The sequence below is a fragment of the Lysinibacillus sp. Bpr_S20 genome (assembly GCF_023337835.1).
Classification (GTDB): domain Bacteria; phylum Bacillota; class Bacilli; order Bacillales_A; family Planococcaceae; genus Lysinibacillus.
This window is the reverse complement of sequence record NZ_JALNLQ010000001.1, coordinates 235984-256953: the sequence shown is the minus strand read 5'-3', so window position 1 is coordinate 256953 and position 20970 is coordinate 235984. Positions and strand designations below refer to the sequence as shown.

15 protein-coding genes are annotated in these 20970 nt (G+C 36.7%); 3 read left to right on the top strand and 12 right to left on the bottom strand.

Features of this window, described 5'->3' with window-relative positions; genetic code table 11:
- Positions 1-246: 246 nt before the first annotated feature.
- Together hydA and MWJ95_RS01255 are read right to left on the bottom strand one after the other, a co-directional pair.
- Positions 247-1650 carry a dihydropyrimidinase gene (hydA, locus tag MWJ95_RS01260; RefSeq protein WP_249074104.1) on the bottom strand — a complete coding sequence of 468 codons (1404 nt, stop codon included), beginning with the start codon at positions 1648-1650 and terminating at the stop codon, positions 247-249.
- A 66-nt stretch (positions 1651-1716) separates the two neighbouring features.
- The gene (locus MWJ95_RS01255) at positions 1717-2961 is read right to left on the bottom strand and encodes a Zn-dependent hydrolase (RefSeq protein ID WP_249074105.1); all 1245 of its coding nucleotides are present in this window, start codon (positions 2959-2961) and stop codon (positions 1717-1719) included.
- Between the two features lie 138 nt (positions 2962-3099).
- On the opposite strand from MWJ95_RS01255, the gene MWJ95_RS01250 reads away from it, so the two are divergent.
- The gene (locus tag MWJ95_RS01250; protein WP_249103763.1) at positions 3100-4269 is read left to right on the top strand and encodes a PucR family transcriptional regulator; all 1170 of its coding nucleotides are present in this window, start codon (positions 3100-3102) and stop codon (positions 4267-4269) included.
- A gap of 376 nt (positions 4270-4645) precedes the next feature.
- Here MWJ95_RS01250 and MWJ95_RS01245 read toward each other — a convergent pair whose 3' ends face one another.
- On the bottom strand, positions 4646-5032 hold the full coding sequence (locus MWJ95_RS01245; protein WP_249074107.1) for a DUF378 domain-containing protein: 387 nt from the start codon (positions 5030-5032) through the stop codon (positions 4646-4648).
- Between the two features lie 661 nt (positions 5033-5693).
- On the opposite strand from MWJ95_RS01245, the gene MWJ95_RS01240 reads away from it, so the two are divergent.
- Positions 5694-7493, top strand: a complete 1800-nt coding sequence (locus MWJ95_RS01240) for a sensor domain-containing diguanylate cyclase (RefSeq protein ID WP_249103760.1) — start codon at positions 5694-5696, stop codon at positions 7491-7493.
- Positions 7494-7625: 132 nt separating this feature from the next.
- Here the strand turns inward: MWJ95_RS01240 and MWJ95_RS01235 are convergent, their stop codons facing one another.
- From MWJ95_RS01235 to MWJ95_RS01225, 3 genes are all read right to left on the bottom strand, one after another.
- Positions 7626-8975: a hypothetical protein gene (locus tag MWJ95_RS01235; protein WP_249103757.1), complete on the bottom strand. Its 1350-nt coding sequence runs from the start codon at positions 8973-8975 to the stop codon at positions 7626-7628.
- A gap of 335 nt (positions 8976-9310) precedes the next feature.
- Positions 9311-10600 (bottom strand): MFS transporter, encoded by a 1290-nt coding sequence (locus MWJ95_RS01230; protein ID WP_249103756.1) that lies wholly within the window; start codon positions 10598-10600, stop codon positions 9311-9313.
- A gap of 22 nt (positions 10601-10622) precedes the next feature.
- Entirely contained in the window at positions 10623-12653 is a 2031-nt protein-coding gene (locus tag MWJ95_RS01225) for a CocE/NonD family hydrolase (protein ID WP_249103753.1), read from the bottom strand.
- Between the two features lie 302 nt (positions 12654-12955).
- Here MWJ95_RS01225 and MWJ95_RS01220 point away from each other — a divergent pair, with 302 nt between their 5' ends.
- The gene (locus MWJ95_RS01220; protein WP_249103751.1) at positions 12956-13633 is read left to right on the top strand and encodes a TetR family transcriptional regulator; all 678 of its coding nucleotides are present in this window, start codon (positions 12956-12958) and stop codon (positions 13631-13633) included.
- A 199-nt stretch (positions 13634-13832) separates the two neighbouring features.
- Here the strand turns inward: MWJ95_RS01220 and dinG are convergent, their stop codons facing one another.
- The 6 genes from dinG to MWJ95_RS01190 form a co-directional block, all read right to left on the bottom strand.
- Entirely contained in the window at positions 13833-16604 is a 2772-nt protein-coding gene (dinG, locus tag MWJ95_RS01215; RefSeq protein ID WP_249074110.1) for an ATP-dependent DNA helicase DinG, read from the bottom strand.
- 442 nt (positions 16605-17046) lie between these two features.
- Positions 17047-17430 (bottom strand): aspartate 1-decarboxylase, encoded by a 384-nt coding sequence (gene panD / locus MWJ95_RS01210; RefSeq protein WP_249074111.1) that lies wholly within the window; start codon positions 17428-17430, stop codon positions 17047-17049.
- Between the two features lies 1 nt (position 17431).
- A complete protein-coding gene (gene panC, locus MWJ95_RS01205) occupies positions 17432-18286 on the bottom strand; it encodes a pantoate--beta-alanine ligase (RefSeq protein ID WP_249103748.1) in 855 nt (284 codons plus the stop codon).
- Positions 18286-19122, bottom strand: coding sequence for a 3-methyl-2-oxobutanoate hydroxymethyltransferase (gene panB, locus MWJ95_RS01200; protein WP_249074113.1), 837 nt, complete (start codon positions 19120-19122; stop codon positions 18286-18288). Before panB ends, panC begins: the two co-directional genes overlap by 1 nt.
- A 363-nt stretch (positions 19123-19485) precedes the next feature.
- Complete coding sequence (locus MWJ95_RS01195; protein WP_249103746.1) at positions 19486-20247, bottom strand: CPBP family intramembrane glutamic endopeptidase; 762 nt, start codon at positions 20245-20247, stop codon at positions 19486-19488.
- On the bottom strand, positions 20238-20921 hold the full coding sequence (locus tag MWJ95_RS01190; protein WP_249103743.1) for a TetR/AcrR family transcriptional regulator: 684 nt from the start codon (positions 20919-20921) through the stop codon (positions 20238-20240). The genes MWJ95_RS01195 and MWJ95_RS01190 overlap by 10 nt, the downstream gene beginning before the upstream one ends.
- Positions 20922-20970 lie beyond the last annotated feature (49 nt).

The window sequence follows — 20970 nt, the reverse complement described above, 5'->3', positions numbered from 1 at the left end:
CTTCACGCCAATCAACCTATATACATAGTGATGAGCCTTATTAATTATGAAAAAGAGCTACATTAAACGTTCATTTCACGGTAGATTATCTTCTGTAGCTGAATTAAGATATTATGAAACCGATTGCTCTGTTCTCCATTCAAAGCAATCGGTTAAAAGTGAAACTTTAATCAGTGGTTTTTTCTTCATCCCTCACTGATTATTAATTGAACAAGTCGTACTTTCATGGGAGTATTACAGCCTGTGCTAAATGTTTAGTGCTTCTGCAGCCGTAGTTTTTAATGTACGTTTGATATATTGCCCACTACCCAATACCCCAACAAATTCTTTATTTTTAATGACATATTCTCCACGTACAAGTACACTTACTGGCTCCCCAGTTACTTCCCATCCCTCATACGGATTATAATCTACGTTCATATGATGTGTTTTAGCAGAAATTTCTCGTTTTACCTCTGGATCAAAGATAACGATATCGGCATCAGAACCAATTGCAATCGTTCCTTTTTGTGGGAATAAGCCAAATATTTTGGCTGCACTTGTGGAGATCATATCGACAAACTCATTGATAGAAATTTTTCCTTTTGCTACGCCTTCTGAATATAAAATACTGAAGCGATCTTCGATAAAAGGCCCACCATTAGGAATTTTAGAGAAATCATTTAATCCTAACTGCTTTTTCCCCTTAAAACTAAATGAGCACTGATCAGATCCGATTGTTTGTAGTTGTTTTGCTTTTAAAGCATTCCATAAATGATCCTGATGGTATTTAGGGCGAAGTGGTGGGGACCAAACATATTTTGCACCCTCAAAACCCGGTTGTGCTAAAGCAGATTGATCCAAAGTTAAATATGGTGGACATGTTTCACCATAGACGTCATAGCCTTTTTCACGTGCGGCAATGATCTCATCTACCGCCTCTTTACAAGTGACATGCACAACATAAAGAGTAGCTCCAGCAATATGGGCTAACTCGATCGCCCGTTTTGTCGCTTCTCCTTCTAATTCAGCCGGTCGAGTAAGCGCATGATAAATCGGCTCTTTATGACCTGCACGTCGCGCTTCTTCCACAAGCTCATCAATAACAGAACCATTTTCACAGTGCACCATAACAACAGCACCGAGGTCTTTCGCTATTTTAAAAGCTTTAAAAAGGGTGCGGTCAGTTGCTTGAAATTCTTTCGCATAAGCCATAAATACCTTTACAGAAGTAATGCCCTCTTGTTCTAAGATTTGTGGCAATTCAGCTTCTGTTTCATGCGTTAAATCCCCAATCATTAAGTGGAATCCATAATCGATCGCTGATTTCCCCTTCGCCTTGTCATGCCACTTTTCAACGGCAGCTGAAAGTTTTTCTTCGCCAGCCGTTAAGCAGAAGTCCAAAATAGTAGTTGTTCCACCGAAAGCCGCTGCAATAGTACCAGATTTCCAATCATCATCGGTTACCGTATTGTTAAATGGCATATCTAAATGTGTGTGCGGATCAATCCCACCTGGCATGACAATCTTACCAGTAGCATCAATAATTTCTGCGCCCACCTCAGATAAATCTTTGCCAATTTGAACAATTTTTCCGTTTTCAATTAAAATATCTGCCTCAAAAACATCTGCAGCTGTCGCTACTCGTCCACCTTTAATAATTTTTTTCATTCTGCCCCTCACCCTTCTTAAAATAATGGAGAATGCTCAATCGTGATAATTTTTGTCAATCTTACCTTAATGCAACGTGTAAGTCTCTCCCATACTGAACTTTGTTTGTAATGTCAATACTGTTTCAAGCAACACATCTGCTCCTTTCGCGCAATCCTCAAATGTTGTTTCCTCTTCCTCGCAATGACTTTTCCCATTAATACTTGGTACGAAAATCATCGCTGATGGCACAATGCTTGCCATATATTGCGCGTCATGCCCTGCCCCGCTAAACATTCGATGAGCAGTATAGCCAAAGCTCTGACAAGCATTTTCCACTTCATTACAAATTTGAGTATCAAAATGGACTGTATCTCTGCCCCATAGTTTAACTGGCTTAATGCTACAGCCCATATCCTCTGCTGGGAGATTATTCAGTATGTCCTCAACCTTTTGCATAATCTCTGGTTTTTGATGACGTGAATCTATCGTAAAAGTCACATTGTTCGGTATAACCGTATGAATATTTGGAGATACATTCATTCGACCAAAGGTAAACACTAGCTGTTCATCAATTTTTCCGAGCTCTTCATGTAAATACGAAATGATTTTTGACGTTACGATCATCGGATCTTGACGCATTGTCATGGGTGTCGTTCCAGCATGATTGGACTGCCCTGAAACCGCGATTTCATAGCAAACCATACCTAATACACCTTCGACAACTCCTATTTCCAATTGCTTCGCCTCTAGAACAGGCCCTTGTTCGATATGCAATTCGATATATGCAAGTGCTTCCCTTAAACGATTTTCCTGATCTCCCTCATACCCACTCGCTTGCAGTGCCTCTTTAAAACTAGTACCATTTTTGTCGACAGATTGTAGCATTTTTTCTTTTTCAAATTTTGCTGAGATGACACCAGAGCTCATCATTGCTGGATCAAAACGAGCCCCTTCTTCATTTGTAAAATTCACAATCATTATAGGGATATCTAGCTCGATGTCATTTTCCTTTAACGTTCTAATGGCCTCTATAGCTGTTAAAACGCCTAAAACACCATCAAATTTCCCACCCTTTTCAACAGAATCTAAATGCGACCCCATCACAATTGGAGGAGCATCCTTTTTCCCAGGTAGCGTGGCATAAATATTGCCCATATCATCGACTTTGATATCCATCCCTAATTCTTCACAACACTCACAAAAGTAGTTTCTTGCTAATACATCCTCATTCGAAAGAGACAAACGAGTTACGCCACCATTTTCGGTCGCTCCAAATTGACTAAATTGTTCAATTAACTCTTGCAATCGTCTACTATTACACTTATACATATGCAAGTCCTCTCTTTCACAGTAGTTATACACATTCTATAAAAGATAAAAATTATGAGATATAGATAGTAAACTAAAAAAATATGTGCATCTGCACATAATATATGGTAAGTTATGTTCATAATAAGGGGGGAAAAAATGGGGACAATTCGCAAAATTGTAGAGGGAGTTCAATTCCCAATGCTAACATTAATAGCTGGACATAACGGAGCGTGTCGAAGAGTTACAGGGATTAACGTAGTAGAAAGCATCGATTTAATTATGTTTTGTAGACCTAATGAATTAGTCGTGACTACAGGTATTAATTTATCTTTAGAAAAAGATTCCTTAGAACAGCTTGTAAAACTTGCTTTCTCTAAAAAGGTAGCAGGTTTTATCATTAATACTGGTCCATATATTCCAAGCATACCTGATTCAGTTATATCCTTTGCCAACGAACATGACTTCCCTATTTTTAACATGCCATGGAATTATCGCATAGCAGATTTATTAAAAACCACGTTTCAATTTATTTCCAATCACCATCAAGAGCTTTCTATTGAAGAAAAGGTTCTTTTCAACTTACTTTTTCACTACAAGCAAAACGCCAACTATATTAAAGATCAACTAACACTACTAGGCTTTCCACAAGGTAGGGAGCTAGCCATCATTACATGTACAACAAATGGTGCACAAGCTAATATTGACCGTTACGAGGTCATGATCCAATTTGCCTTTCAAAATAGATATAAACGCTTCTTAAAACTAAAGCATAAAAATCACCTCATCTTTTTAATCGACAGAGCACAAATCAATACACCAACTACTCCCTTCTCAAAAATTGTTGAAGAAATTTACGACAAAATTACGCAAAAAAATGGTTACTTAGATATTATCATTGGTAAAGGAAATTTTCATAAAGAGCTTGAAAATGTGCGCAAGAGCTATGATGAGTCATTAACAGTAATCCAATTAGCAAAACTCCATAACAATCGTTTCCTATATAAATATAAAGAAATTGGTGCCTACAAAATTATCATGGCCGTACAAAATCAATCATTAATCAAATCCTATAGCCAAGACATCTTAGGTCAGCTTCATCGCTATGATGAATTGCATAACACTGATTATGTACAATTTTTACGCATTTTCCTTGAAGAAAATGGAAGTACTCGCAAGATTAGTGAACGTCAATTTATTCATCGCAACACAGTACTTTATAAAATAAAAAAAATTGAATCGCTTTTAGATATGGACTTAAGTAACCCATTTACAAAAACAAATCTCTATATCGCATTTTTGATTGAAGATATTTTGACACACCAATAACTTGGTTAACAAATCAGTAACGGACAATGATTTGATCCTTCGCATTCCAAGTAGTAACGACTAATAAGACAGACTTTCTTGATTTGAAATCATCAGGTGCATCACTTGCACAATTCTTTTAAAGGAAAGCGTGACATGATACATTGCGTTGTTTGGAGAAGCATTGCTCGACTCCTGCGAGAAAGCGAGACAGACGAGACCCCGCACGAAGTGAAGCGTAGGAGGAGGCTCTGCGCTCGCCCGCGGAATGCGAGTGGAATGCTTCGGAAAACAACAGTAGAGTCACTGTGCCAAATGAAAAAAGCGAGGTATTCAACGGTTTAATCTTGAATACCTCGCTAAGTGAGAAGATAGGACTTTTTCAGTGCCCTAGCGGTTACTTTTTATTTTTGTGCTTATTTTTATTTTTGCTATGTGAATCCTTTTTCTTTTCTTTTAACTCATTTGTTGTTTTTAATGCGGTAAAATCCACCTCATCACCAAACTCCATACCATAACTTGGATTTCTGTCTATGCGTGTATGAGAATCAAAATCTTCATTGTGATCCACGTTTAAATCTTCATCCTCTTCAAATCGCTTAACAAGAATTGGCATGGATATTAGTCCTGCTAACCCAACAAATGCATAAATCCATCGAGAAAGTACCGCTGTTTGTCCACCAAACAAATAGGCAACTAAATCAAATCTAAAGAATCCAATGAGTCCCCAGTTGATGGCCCCGATGATCACTAACACTAAAGCGATTCTATAAACTACGCTCATGTTTACACCTCCTTTGTTTGTCAATACGAAGCCAGTTATACACTTGAAGTTCCTTCTTCACATGTATGAAAAGCGTCGATATTGCAAAAAATTTGTCATAACAAGTGGTAAAATGACAAATACTGATTGTTATTAAATCACCCATTTTGACGGTCTTATTTTTAGCAATAACCGCTTATTTATACAAAAGGCATGCCTAGGCTAAGTAATGTTACAAATAAAGGGAACGTTAGAAAATCGAAGGTCATAAACCAATTTATCAATGATGCCTCCGAAAATCGGCATTTGCTGAAAGAAGTTAGTGGTCCTCACCTGTAAATAGGGATAAATATTTCATCCTTACTTAATTCCCTTACTATTCAAATTTTCATGCTTTTGGTTACGATTTAATTTTTATTATTTGCAATTCATAAAAATCCTAAACCTATTATAGTTGTGATATATTTACATATAGTTTAATTTTAATCAGTTGAGATTTCTTCATCCATCCACTGATTATTCGTCTTTACCAATCGTACCTTTACGAGCAGCTAATCTCCCACCCACAGAATAAATAACTGCTTACCACGGGAAAAACTCTTTTTAGAGCACCTTATTTTACCTTTAATTAGCATCCTTACTAGGAACTAAAGGTTAGGGATTAGGATAGGAGAAAGAATAAATGTTGAAAAATAAAATAATAAAAACTAACCTAGTATTTTATTTTTTTATCGTATTTATATTTACTTTTACGCAATTCAGCTTACCAAGTCATGCCGCGGAACTATCGGACCCTATTATATTGGGACAGCATTATGATATTTTTCGTGACCCGTCAAAAAAAATTAAGATAGAAGATTTATTAAGTGGTACATACGATAATTCCTTTGTCGATAGTAAAGAAAATTATTTATTCTTTTGGCATACGCAGGATACGATTTGGCTACGATTAGATGCCGAAAAAATATTAAAGGATAAACAGGAGTCTTACTGGTTGGAGGTAACAGACAAACTTGATAGCATCGAAATGTATTTAGTGAAAGAAGATGGCTCCTATAGTGTTCAACATAGAGGAATTTCAAACATTGACGATCAAAACATTCATTACCGCTCTAATTTATTTGACATCCAAGATCCATCTGTTCAAGAAATTTATATAAAGTTAGACGGTGAATTACCATTAAATTTAATTTCTTATCTTTTTACAACGGATAGCTTTATCAATAAGATTATTGACTATAAATATTTAACAGGAATTTTTTATGGGTTCTTAACAGCATTATTAATTTACAATTTATTTTTATTTTTTTCATTAAAAGACAAGGCTTACTTTTACTATGTTTTGTATATGTTTAGTTTTATCCTTTATCAAGCTTCATTGAATTCTTTAGATATTGAGCTAGTAGGGCAACTTTTGCCTAAATGGTACTTTATAAAATCATCTGCAATAAGCGGAAATATATTACTTTTGTTTATGATTCTATTTTGCAAAGAGTTTCTAGAACTTAAAAAATATGTACCCCGATTCCACAATTTCGGAAAGCTTCTATTATGGATAACTATACTTTCATTAATTGCTTCATTCATTGTCCCTAATGTTATGATTACAAATAATTTTACAATTATTTTCGCTGTAGTTGTCTTTATTTTCCTTTGGATATCTGGAATAGTTGTGTTGTTAAAAGGTCAGAAAATGGCTAGATTTTATATGGTAGGTTGGACTGTTCTACTTGGGTCAATCATTATACAAGCGTTGGCCTTTTTAAGTTTAATTCCATTCCATCCCGTCATATTTGAGGAAGTTCCTGCAATTGCTGCTATTTTTGAATCTATCTTTTTGTCATTAGCATTAGGCGATAAAATCAATATTATTAAAAAAGAACATCAAGAAATGCAACAAATGCTCAATGAAACGCTCGAACATAAAGTAAAAGAACGAACACAAGAACTAGAAAGAGCAAAAATTAAGCTTGAAAAATTAGCAAATACAGATCGCCTAACACAAATTCCAAATCGCGTAAGGTTAGATGATGTATTGGAAGAAGCATTTGAACATGCTCAGCATCATAAGGCTCCGTTCTCTATTATTCTACTAGATATTGATTATTTTAAAGAAGTAAATGATAAGTTCGGCCATCAAGTAGGAGACTTAGTATTAATGAATGTAGCAGAGATATTGCAAAACACGATTCGTGAGCAGGATACAGTTGGAAGATGGGGAGGCGAGGAATTTTTAGTTATTTGCCCTCAAACTACATTAGATGATGCTGTAAGGCTTGCTGAAGAACTTCGTCAACAATTAGAAAATCATCCATTCCCTGTAGTGCAGCATAAAACTAGTAGCTTCGGTGTTACTAACTACGTAGACGGTGATACACGAAATACATTATTATCAAGATGTGATAAAGCATTATATCAAGCAAAAGAACGAGGCAGAAATTGTGTTGAATGTTTTGATGCCACTGTTATTACCCGGCTTTAAGAAGAAAGGTCATAAAACCATGTAAAACTAGAAAAAACACACATTTACTCCTCATGCTAAGTAATATATTTATCCCCCTTAACAAGTCTATTAAGGGGGATTTGTATTTTCGATTCTTAGCTTTCTTTAATATTAATTTATGTTTTTGTGTGTTCGTTTTAATTTCCATGATCCAAACAATAAGAGACATCCAATTATGGTAATGATTAAAATGGCAGTTGTTTTTAAATCAGTATAGATTTGATTCTTATAGTAAAATGTCTTTCCACTGAGCGCTAAGAACACTTCATTGAGTGGTATATGATTGATAAAACTACTTAATAATATGAAGAAAAAGAAGCACATCTGATTGATAATACTTCCTAGTTTAGCCCAACTACTACGTAAAAGAAGACTAGAATCTTTAAATGAATCGGTTGCATCATAAGCAAAGCGATTTAATTTTACAGCCTGCAGTGATGAAAAGAAACCTATGAGGAACCCACCAATTGAGATGGTCCACGGTATCACAGTGAATAAAACTCCTAAAACAAAAGCGATATTGATTACGGACAATGGATGACATTGTTTAAAATAACTTATGATTTTATTTCCTATAAACAATGACAATATAATGCCTAATCCATATGGCATGTAAATATTGTAAATCGCGTAAGTACTACTTTTTTGCGATAATGCAAAAAATGTACCATATAGTAGATAAAAATTAACGATCATACCTTGGATAAATGAAAAAAAGTAAATAAACCTCGGTAATTGAAGATGAATTTTTGATTTTATAATCATTAAAGTAAGAACCGTCATTGTTATCAGGATACTAACAATTAAAAGTACGGTAAGAATTTGAAAATTCGTTTCACGGGTAGCTTTTATAACAAAAAGTAATAATGTAAATAGAATAAATAATATAAATGATGATGATGAAAAATGGAAAGAATGCGATTTAGCAATCGGGTATTTCGGCATACGTCTTAATGAAATATAACATATTGAAAGAGCAACTCCATAAATTACAAAGGCTAAACTTGGATGATTAGAGTTAGCAGTAAACAAAGTCAATGGAACGATTATGATAATAGTTAGTAACGCGAATAAATAATGCTTTGATTTCATAGTAGTTCTATAAAAATGCTTTTCATGATATTTGGTTGTTGTGTAGAGTGGTAACAAAATACTCACTGCAATCCCCATAAAAAGAGCGGATAATTCAATCCAAATTGTTGAAAATGGTGCTAAAGCTCCGCATATTGCTCCGACAATTGCGAGGATAAGAAAACCTAACAATAATTCACGGGTGTTTACCTTTTTTCCGAAAGAGTTAATAAGAAAGGTACCTGTATTTTGGAAAGCATAAAAAATAATAAGCGGAAACCAACCGTTCAAAATCGTATGATAAGTATTCCCAATAATGGTAAAGAGGAAATACGGCAAAAATATAATGGTATTCATAATGGCATATGTAAAGTAATTGTATTTAGTCATAAAATCAACTTCTTTCAGTTTAAATCTTTATAGTATTTATATTATTTATATTAGCATGGACTTTAGGTTAGGTCATACGAGACACCATCAATCCTGATTTCATTCGTATCAAGTGGTAAACCCAGACTCTTGCCGTCCTAAAGGATCGTCACACTTGTATATTCATCCTTATATAGGATTCGGAAATTATTATACTTTTCTTTGGCGTGCAAGCTCAATTTAGCCAAGCTTCCTAATGAAATAACCGTGTCTTACTTTTAGGGGTCGCTTCAAAGCAAGGGGTTTTAAACAAAAAAATAGAACAGCAATCTGTTGATTGATGTTCTATTAATCTTTTATGTTTGTTGTACCTTAGCAAATGTTCTTTGCATTGCAATTTCTTTTCGTTTTTCGCGAGTTACTTTTTGCCAAATTACAACAGTAATCAATCCTATAATCGCTAGAGTCAATAGAATTGTAAAGAATACTTTATATCCTGTCGTTCCATCCCAGTAATCCAAACAAGCACCTGCAATAAGTGGCATAAAAATTTCTCCACTATATCCAATAATCATTAGTGGCATCGAAATCGTTCCTGTTGTTTCTACAGGATAATCACCTTCTACCAATATTGCGAAGTGCAATGCTTGAAGGGCATACATTGACGTATAAATAATCGCAATGAAAACTAGTAACATTAGGATTAAAGAAGCTTTCCCAGGTAGAATAATAAGACCACCCAAACCAATAATTAATATTAAATATCCTATTAATACCATGTTGGAAACTCCTATTCGATCCCCAATAATCCCTGCACTAAAACTTCCAATTGGTCGGCAATATTGAGAAAAATAGCCTAAAGCAGCAGCGATTAATGTAGATGCACCAAAAGCAGCTGTTGCATAAGGCGTAATATAGTAGTAACTAATGATCATCGCATAAGAAGTAAAAATAAGTATCGTTGCTAGCCAGGTCGTTGGCATTTTAAGGATTTTCCAAAGTACCGTCCAATTAAACTTTTTATCATTTTCATTTGCTGGGGTATTTTCGCTATTTGAATCTCTGTAAAGTAACATAATCATTATCCCCAAAAGTAGACAAATGACTGAATATACCGTAATAACGGCCGATAAAGCCATTTTATCACTCATTCGCTTTGCAAAAAATGCAAAAATGCCTAATATTAGAGCAGATTGAACGATGTTGGTGATACCTCTTCCCCCTTCAAAAAATCCAAATGCTTTTCCTTGTTCATTTTCAGAACCTAACGAGCGTATAGCTTTTACTAATGCTCCCCAGAACGTCATAATAGACGTTATCCCCCATGCCGCATGAATTAGTAATAACACTGGATAAGGAGGATACAATAATAAAGCAAAACCTAATACTCCTGTAGCAAACAAGGAAATTGTTAATAGATATTTTGTTTTCCAACGATCTGCACAATATCCACCAAATACATAGGAAATCAAACAACAAACTCCATAGGCACTTCCAAGTGTCCCCATTTGTGTATTAGTTAATTGAAATGCTTCTAGAAAAACATCATAGTAATAGTTTCTAAAATAAGGCAATGCGTAAATTAAGGCACCTGAAACAGCTAGGATAACTAACGTTGCTGTGTTCTTCTTTAATTTAGCTTCCATCTTTTTTCCCCTTACATGTTATTTACAATCCAAAACGTTTAATTTTTTGATCCCACTTCTTATGAAGGGCATGTTTATCGTTTTCTTTAATATCCATCTCTCCGATAATTCTAAAATTTTCTTGATCCGATGTCTTAGTAATTGTTATATTAGCGTCAATCCACCAACCGTCACGACCTATTCTCATTTTTTGGAAAATCGTATATTTAGCTGAAAGTGGATTAGAATTACTTAATGTCAACTCTCGCTTCAAATTGTGTTCAACTGTCACATCAACCTCATCGAAGCGATAAATGCCTTCACCAAATACCCCACCAATTCCATCAGTTATACATGTCCACGTATCACTTAAAATATCATACGAAATAGAACGATCTACTCTTCCTTCTTGAAGAATTGTGATCGGGGTTAATGGCGCACTTTCAGGATTCATATTTGGTCCACTAATTTGATTGCCATAAAAAATTGGCAATGAGAACGTAGCAGTTTCTAAATTCAGTGTAAGTGTGGCTTCTTCAGGCATTGGCCAAAACATTGGCCAAAACGTTGTGCCAAGTGATAAACGTATACGATGACCTTCTTTAAACTTGTGCCCGCAACAATCTAAATCAACAAAAGCTTTTACTTTTTCACCCGGTGTTAATAAATCTACACAATCATGTCCATTTAAGTGTGTTAAGTTCATCACGCCATAGGAAACGCGGGTAACAGCTCCATCGGGTGCAACATCTGATAGTTGAGCGAAAAGCATCGCCTTTGATTTGTCGCTCATTAATTCTACTTCAAATCTTGGATAACCAACTATCTCTAGTGGTTTCTCTAAAACTTCACTTTCAAATATCCTAGTCATACCATCATCTAAACGTTGGTCTGCAGGACTTTCTCCAATTACGCCAGCTCCCATCCACTCACCTGATAAAAGGCCATGATTTAATGGTGTTTTAAGCAGTACCTGTTCTCCGCTATCAATAGGTCCTTCAAATAATTTACCATACGCTAATTGATATACCTTTGTCTTAACTTCCCTTGTTGGCCATGATTCAAGCCCAACCCAATATCCCTTACTTGTTTTTTTTCTTGCAGAAGGTGACATACTTTCTTCTACCCATACATTTACCATCGGTCCATCCATAACATCATTGTCAATCCCTTTTAACCAATAATCCCACCATTTCACTGCCTCTTGTAGAAAGCCCATTGCTGGTCCAGGAATTCCATCATGCGGATAAACATGCGCCCAAGGTCCAATAATCCCTTTTCTAGGAACAGAGAGCCCTTTCATCAAACTTAATACAGTGTTCGAATACGCATCTTCCCAACCGTCAATCGCAAGAACGGGAACCTCAATTTCATCATAATTTTCACAAACCGAACCATGTTTCCAATAGTCGTCTCTTGTTTGATGTTCCATCCATTGTGCCATCCATAATGGCATATTTTCTAATCGTTCCAACCATTTCTCACGCCAGCTTTCCCCGACAATGTGAGGATCAAGAGGTCGAAGCTGATATGCTAACATAATAGCTCCCCACCAGAAATTATCGTTTAAGAGACAACCACCTTTATAGTGAATATCATTGTTATAACGATCATCTGTAAAGCCTACAGTAATAATTGCTTTTAACGCTTTGGGTCTTCTCGCTGCCACTTGAAGAGAATTGAATCCTCCCCACGATTTGCCCATCATTCCAATACTCCCATTACACCAACTTTGGCTTGCAATCCACTCAAGTACTTCAAGAGCATCATCTTGCTCTTGCTTTAGATATTCATCTTTTAATAAGCCATCCGATTCCCCAGATCCTCTTATATCTACTCGGACCACCGCATAGCCTTGTCCTGCAAAATAACCATGCATCGGTTCATCTCTCGCTCTAGTTCCATCTGTTTTACGATAAGGAATATACTCCAAAATTGCAGGCACTTTCTGATTTTTCTCAACTTCTGGTAACCAAATACGACTTGAAAGTTTTGTACCGTCCGTTAACACAATCCATGTATTTTCAATGGTTTGGTATGTATACGGAAATTGTGTAATGATTTTTTTGTTCATGATCAGAGTCCTCCTTTTAGATATAGTTCGTTTATTTAGAATAATAAGGGTTTAAACACACTTTAATAAAATATAATCACAATCATTAAATAAATCATGATTATTTAATAATCATGATTATTTAATAATTACGAACAGTATACCACCCAAAAACTAGAATAACAACTTAGAATATTCAGATTATTATAACCATTAACACACTACATTGAGATGACTATAATTATGATATAATGAAGATTAAATTTGGTAATTATTGAAAAATATAGCCAACTATTTAAAGAATCTTAATAGGAGAGAGTTCTGTGAAAAAGAAAGAAATACAAATGAGTCGTATGTGGAAATACTTTGTAGACGCAACAGCGGAGATTATTGAAGATGAAGGGTTGGAAAATGTAACAATAAGAAAAGTTGCAGATAAAGCAGGCTATAATAGCGCAACAATTTATAACTATTTTTCGGAAATTTCACATCTAATCTTTTTTGCTTCTATGAAATTTATGAAAAGTTACACAGATGAAGTCGCTATTTACATTCAAAAAGGTAAAGATCCAATTGAAAAATATTTATTGGCTTGGGAATGCTTTTGCCAGCATTCCTTTCAAAAACCGCAAATTTTCCATGCTGTTTTTATTTTGGACTTAGGTGATACTCCAGAAAAATTACTACAACATTATTATCAATTCTACCCTAATGATTTAATTAACATTCCAGAAGATTTAACATCCATTCTGTTTGAACATAATATGACAAAACGGGGTCGTTCTATGTTAGAAATCGCTTTAAAAGAAGGGTATCTAAATGAGGAAAATGTTGATTCTATTAATGAATTAACCATTTTAATTTGGCAAGGTATGTTTACAAATATTTTAAATAACCGGAAAAGTTATGATGCGGAGGAAGCAACCAAAATTGTGATGAACTATATATCTCAAATAGTACTTAACGCTAACTTATTTAGTTTCCAAAACAAAAACAATTAACATACTAACAAACACTAAGCCACGCCTCTCCCCTTCTAAAGGATTGTCTCATTTGTAAAGTACGTCACTCCTTCTCACTCATATAGTGAAGAGTAACATCCTTGTATGAGCTTTACTTTGTCGTACAAGCTCATCTGTCCAAGTTGCTAGGCAAAATACGAAATACCCCTTCTAGCAACACTGCTAAAAGGGGCTCCAACTATTTCTGCCAATTATTAAGTTCCTTTAACAACTCAGGTAGTTGCAATTTCTTTACGTCAATTGGTGGTAACGCCTTGATAAATTCCTTACCGTACGACTTTGTTGAAATGCGGCGGTCTAAAACGATAAAGGCTCCTTTATCCTGTGAAGAACGGATTAAACGACCAAAGCCTTGTTTAAAACGCATGATGGCTTCTGGCAGTGATAGCTCATTAAAAGAATTGCGACCTTGTGCAGTAATATGTTTTGCCCGCGCCTTAAATACAGGCTCTTCAGGTGAGGAGAACGGCAGACGCACAACGATAACCGACGCAAGTGCATCACCCGGAACGTCTACGCCCTCCCAGAAGCTGTTTGTACCAAAAAGAACGGCGTGGCTAAATTTTTGGAATGATTTCAGGATTCGCATACGGCTACCACCCGTCACACCTTGTGCAAAGAGCATATAGTCATCAAGGAGTTCACTGTCTTGAATAAGCTCCACGGTTTTGCGAAGCATGTCCTGAGCGGTAAATAGGACAAAACAACGTCCTTCCGTCATTCGCACTGTACGTGTAATCGCTTGGGCGACCGCTTCAATATATTCATCCTGTGACACATGCTGAATGTCAGGCATATCTGTGACAATAAATGCCTTCGCTCCTGCATAATAGGATGGTGGTGCTTGGAGTTTTCTTACTTGCACACTATCAGAAATACCAAGTTGTCGCGTCACAAAACACTCATTACCTGGCACAGTTAACGTACCAGAAGTCCATACTATACTTGCCTGCTTACGAAGAGGGTCAAGTACCTTTTCAATGATCGGCGTGACATTAACAGGTTTTTTAAAAACGTGCAAGCTACCAGGAACGCTCCGTATATCAAATTCTAGCCATACTGAATGATCATCCTGTGGCGAAAGGAAAATTTCCTCCCATTCAGCGATTTTCACCTTCATTTCACGGATCCAATAATGCCATTCCGATAAAAGATAGCGCTCATTTTTATCTAATTGTTCAATATTATTTTCAAAGGCCAGACCGGCTTCTGTCGCAAGATCAAGCCACTGCTGTGTGAGCTTACTTACTTGTAAAAGCGGTTCTTTTGCTAGCGATACATCCTCTAAAAACAAAGTGCATTTACTACTAGCTTGTTTCCTTTTCATTTGTTGCTGCATTTTCTGAACAGCTCGTTGAATGGTTTCGTCGAATGTCCGTTGTAAGCGTATGAATTGTGCATCTAGACGCTGCAAGTTTTGCATAGAAACACGTTGTTTTTTCTTAGCAGCTTGACTAAATTGCTGGAACAAAGCAGTTTCCTCCATCGTTCCTATTTGACCGAAAATGTACTTCCACTGCGTATAGGAGAAAACAATTTCGTCCTGCTGCATGGCAGATTGTATAAATTGATGTGCTTCGTCAATAATCCATCCGTCAATTTGTGTAAAAATCGGCGTTTGACGTACTAAATCACTAAGTACCATAGAATGATTGGTTACAATACAATCTGCAAATTCACTATTTTTTAATGCTTGCTCATAGAAATCAAAGCCCTTTAAAGGTTTTTCATCGGGTATTTTGCGGATTTTCTCTAAAAATAGTTGTCCACCACCTGATACATTGAGCTCACTTAGCACACCTGTCTCGGTTTTAGTCAACCAAACGAGAATCTGCAAAATCGTAAATGTATCATCATAAGTTTCATCAGCATAAGCCATACATTGCTCAAAGCGTGAAACGTCAATATAATGCTGCATCCCCTTAAGAACAGCAATATTTACTTTAGTACCAAGGATTTTTTCAATCTTCGGTAGCTCTTCCTCAACAAGCTGCTCTTGCAAATGCGACGTATAGGTGCTAATCGCAATTTTTTTATCGACAGATCGAGCATACAAAATCGCAGGGAGTAGGTAGCCTGCTGTTTTACCAATACCTGTTGAGGCCTCTATAACGCACTCCTTTTTGTCATTGAGCGCTTGCCAAATCGTATCCATCATTTCGAATTGGGCAGGTCGTTGCTCAAAATTCGGCATCGCCTTTGTCATTAATGCTGTTTTGTCAGCTGCTGTTTGTGGATATGAAACAACCTCCGCATAATTTGTATGCTTTTTTCGTCCATCACAAATAGCTAAATTGCGATAGTAGGAGACATTCTCAGTAGTAGTTACATGCTGACGTTTAATTTGAAGAGCTTCAAAGAAAAGCTGGGATAAATTTGATTTCAATCTGAATGAACGTTTATGCATTTGTTCAAGAGTTAGCTGAGGGAGACTGAGTAGCTCCTTCCAGCAACGTTTAAATAGCTCAGCAGTTGCACGGGCATCGTCATCCGCTCGATGTGCATTTGCCAGCTCTATATTTAAATCTGCCGCTAAATCACCTAGCTTAAAGCTGAGTGACATAGGGAACAATATTTTGGCAAGCTCAACCGTGTCCATCTTTTTACCCTGCCATTTCGGTAAACCCGCACGCTTGAACTCTGCTTGTAAAAAGGATAAGTCAAAATCCGCATTATGCGCGACAAATACACAGTCAGCAAGCAGTTCATATATGTAGTCGGCATGTGCCTCAAACGGCAAGGCATCCTTTACATCCTCATCCGTAATATGCGTTAAATCCTGAATGAAAGTTGGAATCGCTTTACCAGGATAAATAAACTTCGTAAAGGTGCGCTCAATTTTCCAATCCTTCATAATAACAATTGCGATTTGAATCATTCGGTCCCCATTTGCCGGTGAATGACCAGTCGTCTCTAAATCAACAATTGCATATTTTTGACTTTCCATCATACATCTCAACTCACAGTTCACATTAGATAGATGAATTTTATCATATATTTGGCTCAGCGGCATCCCTTCACCTTTTAGATCACACACAAAAACAAGAGATCAGGACAAAACTAGGCATAACTTTATATAGCGGGAGCAATCAATGGTAGAAATCTTTTATCAGCGTTATATCGGGAAATTTATCAGCGATTGTTGGAGGTTTATCAGCGATTTCTTCTACTTTATCAGCGATTGTTGAACTTTTATCAGCGATTTCTTCTACTTTATCAGCGATTGTCAAACTTTTATCAGCGATTTCGCTACTTTATCTGCGATTGCCCTTGGCTCATCTCGTTTCACAAAAAAAGCGCGAGAAATCAATTTTTAGAAACATTGCTTTCTCGCGCTTTATGATGTGAAATTTTTAAATTTTAGGTTAAATCTTCACCTTCGTCTCAGCCAACTACATTACTGTTGCCTCTGGCTCATACGATATCATCTCTTTAATTGTATTACTCTCGCCCATAATAGCTACTGTTGGCTTATGATCTTTTGCCTCTTTGTTATCTACATACACGTAAGAAATAATAATCACAATATCTCCACGTTGTACTAGGCGAGCTGCTGCTCCGTTCACACAAATAACACCTGATCCACGTTCCCCTGCAATAATATAAGTTTCAAAGCGTGCGCCATTGTTATTATTGACGATATGCACTTTTTCGTTTGGTAGCATCCCTACTGCATCTAAAATATCCTCATCAATTGTAATAGAACCAACATAATTTAAATCTGCTTGTGTCACTGTAGCACGGTGGATTTTACTGTTCATCATCATTCGTAACATTTTACAATCCTTCTTTCACATTAAAGATACAATTATCAATTAAACGCGTTTTACCAATATAGACGGCTGCAGCTAAAAGCACTTGCTCCGTCTCAGCAATTACGGGTGTTAAATCTGGATACGCTAATAATTCAATATAGTCTATACGACCATGTGTACGTGCCGCGATATGTGCCTTTGCTTTAGCAAGTGCATTAGCCGCATCCCTATTCGATAAAAAGCTATCACGAGCAAGCTGTAGCGCTTCATTAATGGCTGGTGCCTCAAGACGCTCCGCTTCACTTAAATACACATTACGAGAGGATTTCGCTAAACCGTCTTCCTCACGTACAATGGGTACTACACGCATGTCCAAAGGGAAATTAAAATCTCGTACCATCGTCGCAATAATTGCAACCTGCTGTGCATCTTTTTGTCCGAAATATGCTCGTGTCGGCTGTGCTAGGTGAAATAATTTTGCAACGACTTGTAAAACGCCCTCAAAATGTCCTGGTCGGCTTGCCCCACAAAGAATGGTTGCCTGTTCACCCGCATGAATACGAATACCACCATTATGCGGATACATTTCTTCAACACTCGGTGCGAAAACAATATCTACACCGGCAGACTCTGCTAAAGCAGTATCCCTTGGCAAATCACGAGGGTAGCTTTCAAAGTCTTCATCTGGTCCAAATTGTGTTGGATTGACAAATATGCTCATCACGACTAAATCATTTTCAGCCCGAGCTGTTTTTGCTAGCGTTAAATGGCCCTCATGTAAATACCCCATTGTTGGAACGAGTCCAATTGTTTTTTGAGCTTCCTTAGCTGCTTGGATTTCTACGGTTAATGCTTGGATAGTAGTTACGACTTTCATTACTTTACGCCCCCATATAACTGATCCAATGCTTCCTCTTTCATCGTGAAGGAATGCTTTGGCGTCGGGAATGTACCTGTCTTTACCGCTTCTACGTAACTAGCAATTCCACGGCTTGCTTCTTGCCCCATATTAGCAAACTGTTCCACAAATTTTGGTACATGATGTGAACCGTAGCTTAACATGTCATGATAAACTAATACTTGTCCATCAGCCTCAACACCAGCTCCAATGCCGATTGTTGGAATAATGAGATTAGCGGATACCATCTCTGTTAACTGATGCGGAATACATTCTAAGACGACTGCACATGCTCCAGCCTCTTGACATTTTTTTGCATCTTCTATGAGTTTCGTTGCCTGTTCAGCTGTTTTACCCTGAACTTTGTAGCCACCGAGCACTCCTGCTGATTGAGGTAGTAAACCTAAATGAGCTACCACCGGAATGCCAGCTGACGTTAATTTACGAATTGCTGGTAGAACATCGTCTGCTCCCTCTAACTTTAGCGCATCTGCTCCTGTTTCTTGCATCATGGATACTGCCGTTTTCAACGTCTCGTTTACATCACCGTGGTATGAACCAAATGGCATATCCACAACAACAAACGTATCCTTCGCCCCACGGCGCACTGCTTTTGCATGATGAACCATATCGGCTACTGTTACCGGCATTGTAGAATCATAACCTAGAACGACCATACCTAGTGAATCTCCCACTAGAATCATGTCGACGCCTGCTTCTTCAGCAAATTTTGCAGCTGGATAATCGTATGCAGTGAGCATAACGATTTTCTCACCCGCTCCCTTCATCTTTAAAAAATCTGAAGTTGTTTTCATCATGTAGTCCTCCTTTTTAAGGGAAGAAAACAGAAAAACCCCACTGTTCCTAAAATAGACAGAAGGGTAGTGTTTCGTTCGTCACCTAAAATCACCTCTCGTTGTTGAGTAGAGGCCATAACTTAATAAAGGGAGGTAACCAAATGAATTGCCGTTCCATTAAATTAAGTTATATTTTTGAACGCTTGTTTTCTTCCGTCCCTGTCATTAAAAGATCAAGGCAGATATTTTTGTAAATTGTTCTTGCGTTTTGAAGGTGCCGTTCACAAAAGGATACTGCCCTTCGCACATACTATAACAGATTCACCTAGTAATCTTCAAATATTATTTTCTAATAATTACGATCAATAAATATTACCAAATTCAAAACATCCGTTTCTGAAAGTTTGATTTTCGATAAACTTCGAACATTGTAAATAGCAATAGAGCAAATAAAAATGTGAATACACCAGACTTTACATTTGTCACTGGTACAAAGACATTCCAAAATGAATTAATGAAAGCGTGGAAAATAATACATATAAAAATACTTTTAGTGGAGAGGTAAATGATTGTTAATAAAAAGGACAGCGCTAAAGCTGTTAGAGAAAACCAAAGGAAGTTCATGTTCATTTGATTGGATCCAATAACAAACCATAATGGCAAATGCCAGACTGTCCAAATAACGCCCACGATAATTGTACTGGTGAAAGGAGACCATCTTTTTTGCAATGTGGGCTGTAAAAAACCACGCCAGCCAATTTCCTCCAATCCTCCTCCAATAATCATGATTGGCAATTCAAGTAACGCCAGATACATTGGATTCTCCATAGTTGCTCCGCCCCATAACGTTGGTAAAAAACAAGCCGCAAATGCCAATCCGATTGCAAATATGTACCAAGAAACAGGATGCTTAGGATTTTTCACATTATGGATAAATGATTTGAACTCTTCTTTAGTCGAATATTTCTTTTTCAACCAAATCTCACAAATTGCAGGAGTAATGCCACCAAGAATAAATAATAGCATTGATATTGCATTGCCAAACCTCAGTAAATTTAGCTGTGTTAATAAGGCTAAACTACCCCATATGATCCATGACGTAGCAAAGGTATAAAATAGAAATCTTCTTATCTCTACTCCCATCTTTCATCCTTCCCTCCTTTCGTACCCAATAGTAATAATACGGATTTGCAAAGTGTATTCATCAATCGAATCTCATCAAACTGCACTTGATCATTCGAGAACATCCCGTAACATTTTTGCAAGACAACGTCTCTCACAATGCCATCAATGGATGTCATCATAAAGGTAGATAAATCCTCCATCGACACTTCCGGCTTAAAGTATCCTGAAGAAATACCCTTATGGATTGACTGAAAAATTTGTTGCATCAAATATTGCCCACTTTCATTCTCATAAATGCTCGATAAAATTTTCTTTTCTCTTTCTGGATTGTTAGCAAATAAAATCGTAAGCTCAAATTGAATTTTTCCGACTGTTGATACGTTTTCCTTCATGTATTCTCCAAGAAAATTAAATAATTTAATGATTGTTTTTGTGGGAGAATTACTCGTATCTGTAATTCCATCGATCATATGTTTATAGTCTGCGTTAGCATTTACTTGATTAATAACATCAACAAGTATTTCATCCAGGTCTGAATAATAACGATAAATCCCACCTTGACTTACCCCTGACGCTTTAATAATATCCCTCATCGTAATGTCGTAGAGTGGCTTCACTTTACATACTGTTATAGCTGCTTCTAAAATGCTGTTTTTCTTTTCCTGTACATATTCATGACTTACCTTTGGCATATTTTCTACCTCCGAACATTTAAAATGACACAGTTGTCATTTTTATCGT

Excerpts from the sequence above, each read along its gene's own strand:
- MWJ95_RS01190 (WP_249103743.1), bottom strand. The coding sequence starts at position 20,921 with ATGCCAAAGGTAAGTCATGAATATGTACAGGAAAAGAAAAACAGCATT.
- MWJ95_RS01195 (WP_249103746.1), bottom strand. The coding sequence starts at position 20,247 with ATGGGAGTAGAGATAAGAAGATTTCTATTTTATACCTTTGCTACGTCA.
- MWJ95_RS01245 (WP_249074107.1), bottom strand. The coding sequence starts at position 5,032 with ATGAGCGTAGTTTATAGAATCGCTTTAGTGTTAGTGATCATCGGGGCC.
- MWJ95_RS01230 (WP_249103756.1), bottom strand. The coding sequence starts at position 10,600 with ATGGAAGCTAAATTAAAGAAGAACACAGCAACGTTAGTTATCCTAGCT.
- panD (WP_249074111.1), bottom strand. The coding sequence starts at position 17,430 with ATGTTACGAATGATGATGAACAGTAAAATCCACCGTGCTACAGTGACA.
- panC (WP_249103748.1), bottom strand. The coding sequence starts at position 18,286 with ATGAAAGTCGTAACTACTATCCAAGCATTAACCGTAGAAATCCAAGCA.
- MWJ95_RS01235 (WP_249103757.1), bottom strand. The coding sequence starts at position 8,975 with ATGACTAAATACAATTACTTTACATATGCCATTATGAATACCATTATA.
- panB (WP_249074113.1), bottom strand. The coding sequence starts at position 19,122 with ATGAAAACAACTTCAGATTTTTTAAAGATGAAGGGAGCGGGTGAGAAA.
- MWJ95_RS01255 (WP_249074105.1), bottom strand. The coding sequence starts at position 2,961 with ATGTATAAGTGTAATAGTAGACGATTGCAAGAGTTAATTGAACAATTT.
- dinG (WP_249074110.1), bottom strand. The coding sequence starts at position 16,604 with ATGATGGAAAGTCAAAAATATGCAATTGTTGATTTAGAGACGACTGGT.
- MWJ95_RS01225 (WP_249103753.1), bottom strand. The coding sequence starts at position 12,653 with ATGAACAAAAAAATCATTACACAATTTCCGTATACATACCAAACCATT.
- hydA (WP_249074104.1), bottom strand. The coding sequence starts at position 1,650 with ATGAAAAAAATTATTAAAGGTGGACGAGTAGCGACAGCTGCAGATGTT.
- MWJ95_RS01250 (WP_249103763.1), top strand. The coding sequence starts at position 3,100 with ATGGGGACAATTCGCAAAATTGTAGAGGGAGTTCAATTCCCAATGCTA.
- MWJ95_RS01240 (WP_249103760.1), top strand. The coding sequence starts at position 5,694 with ATGTTGAAAAATAAAATAATAAAAACTAACCTAGTATTTTATTTTTTT.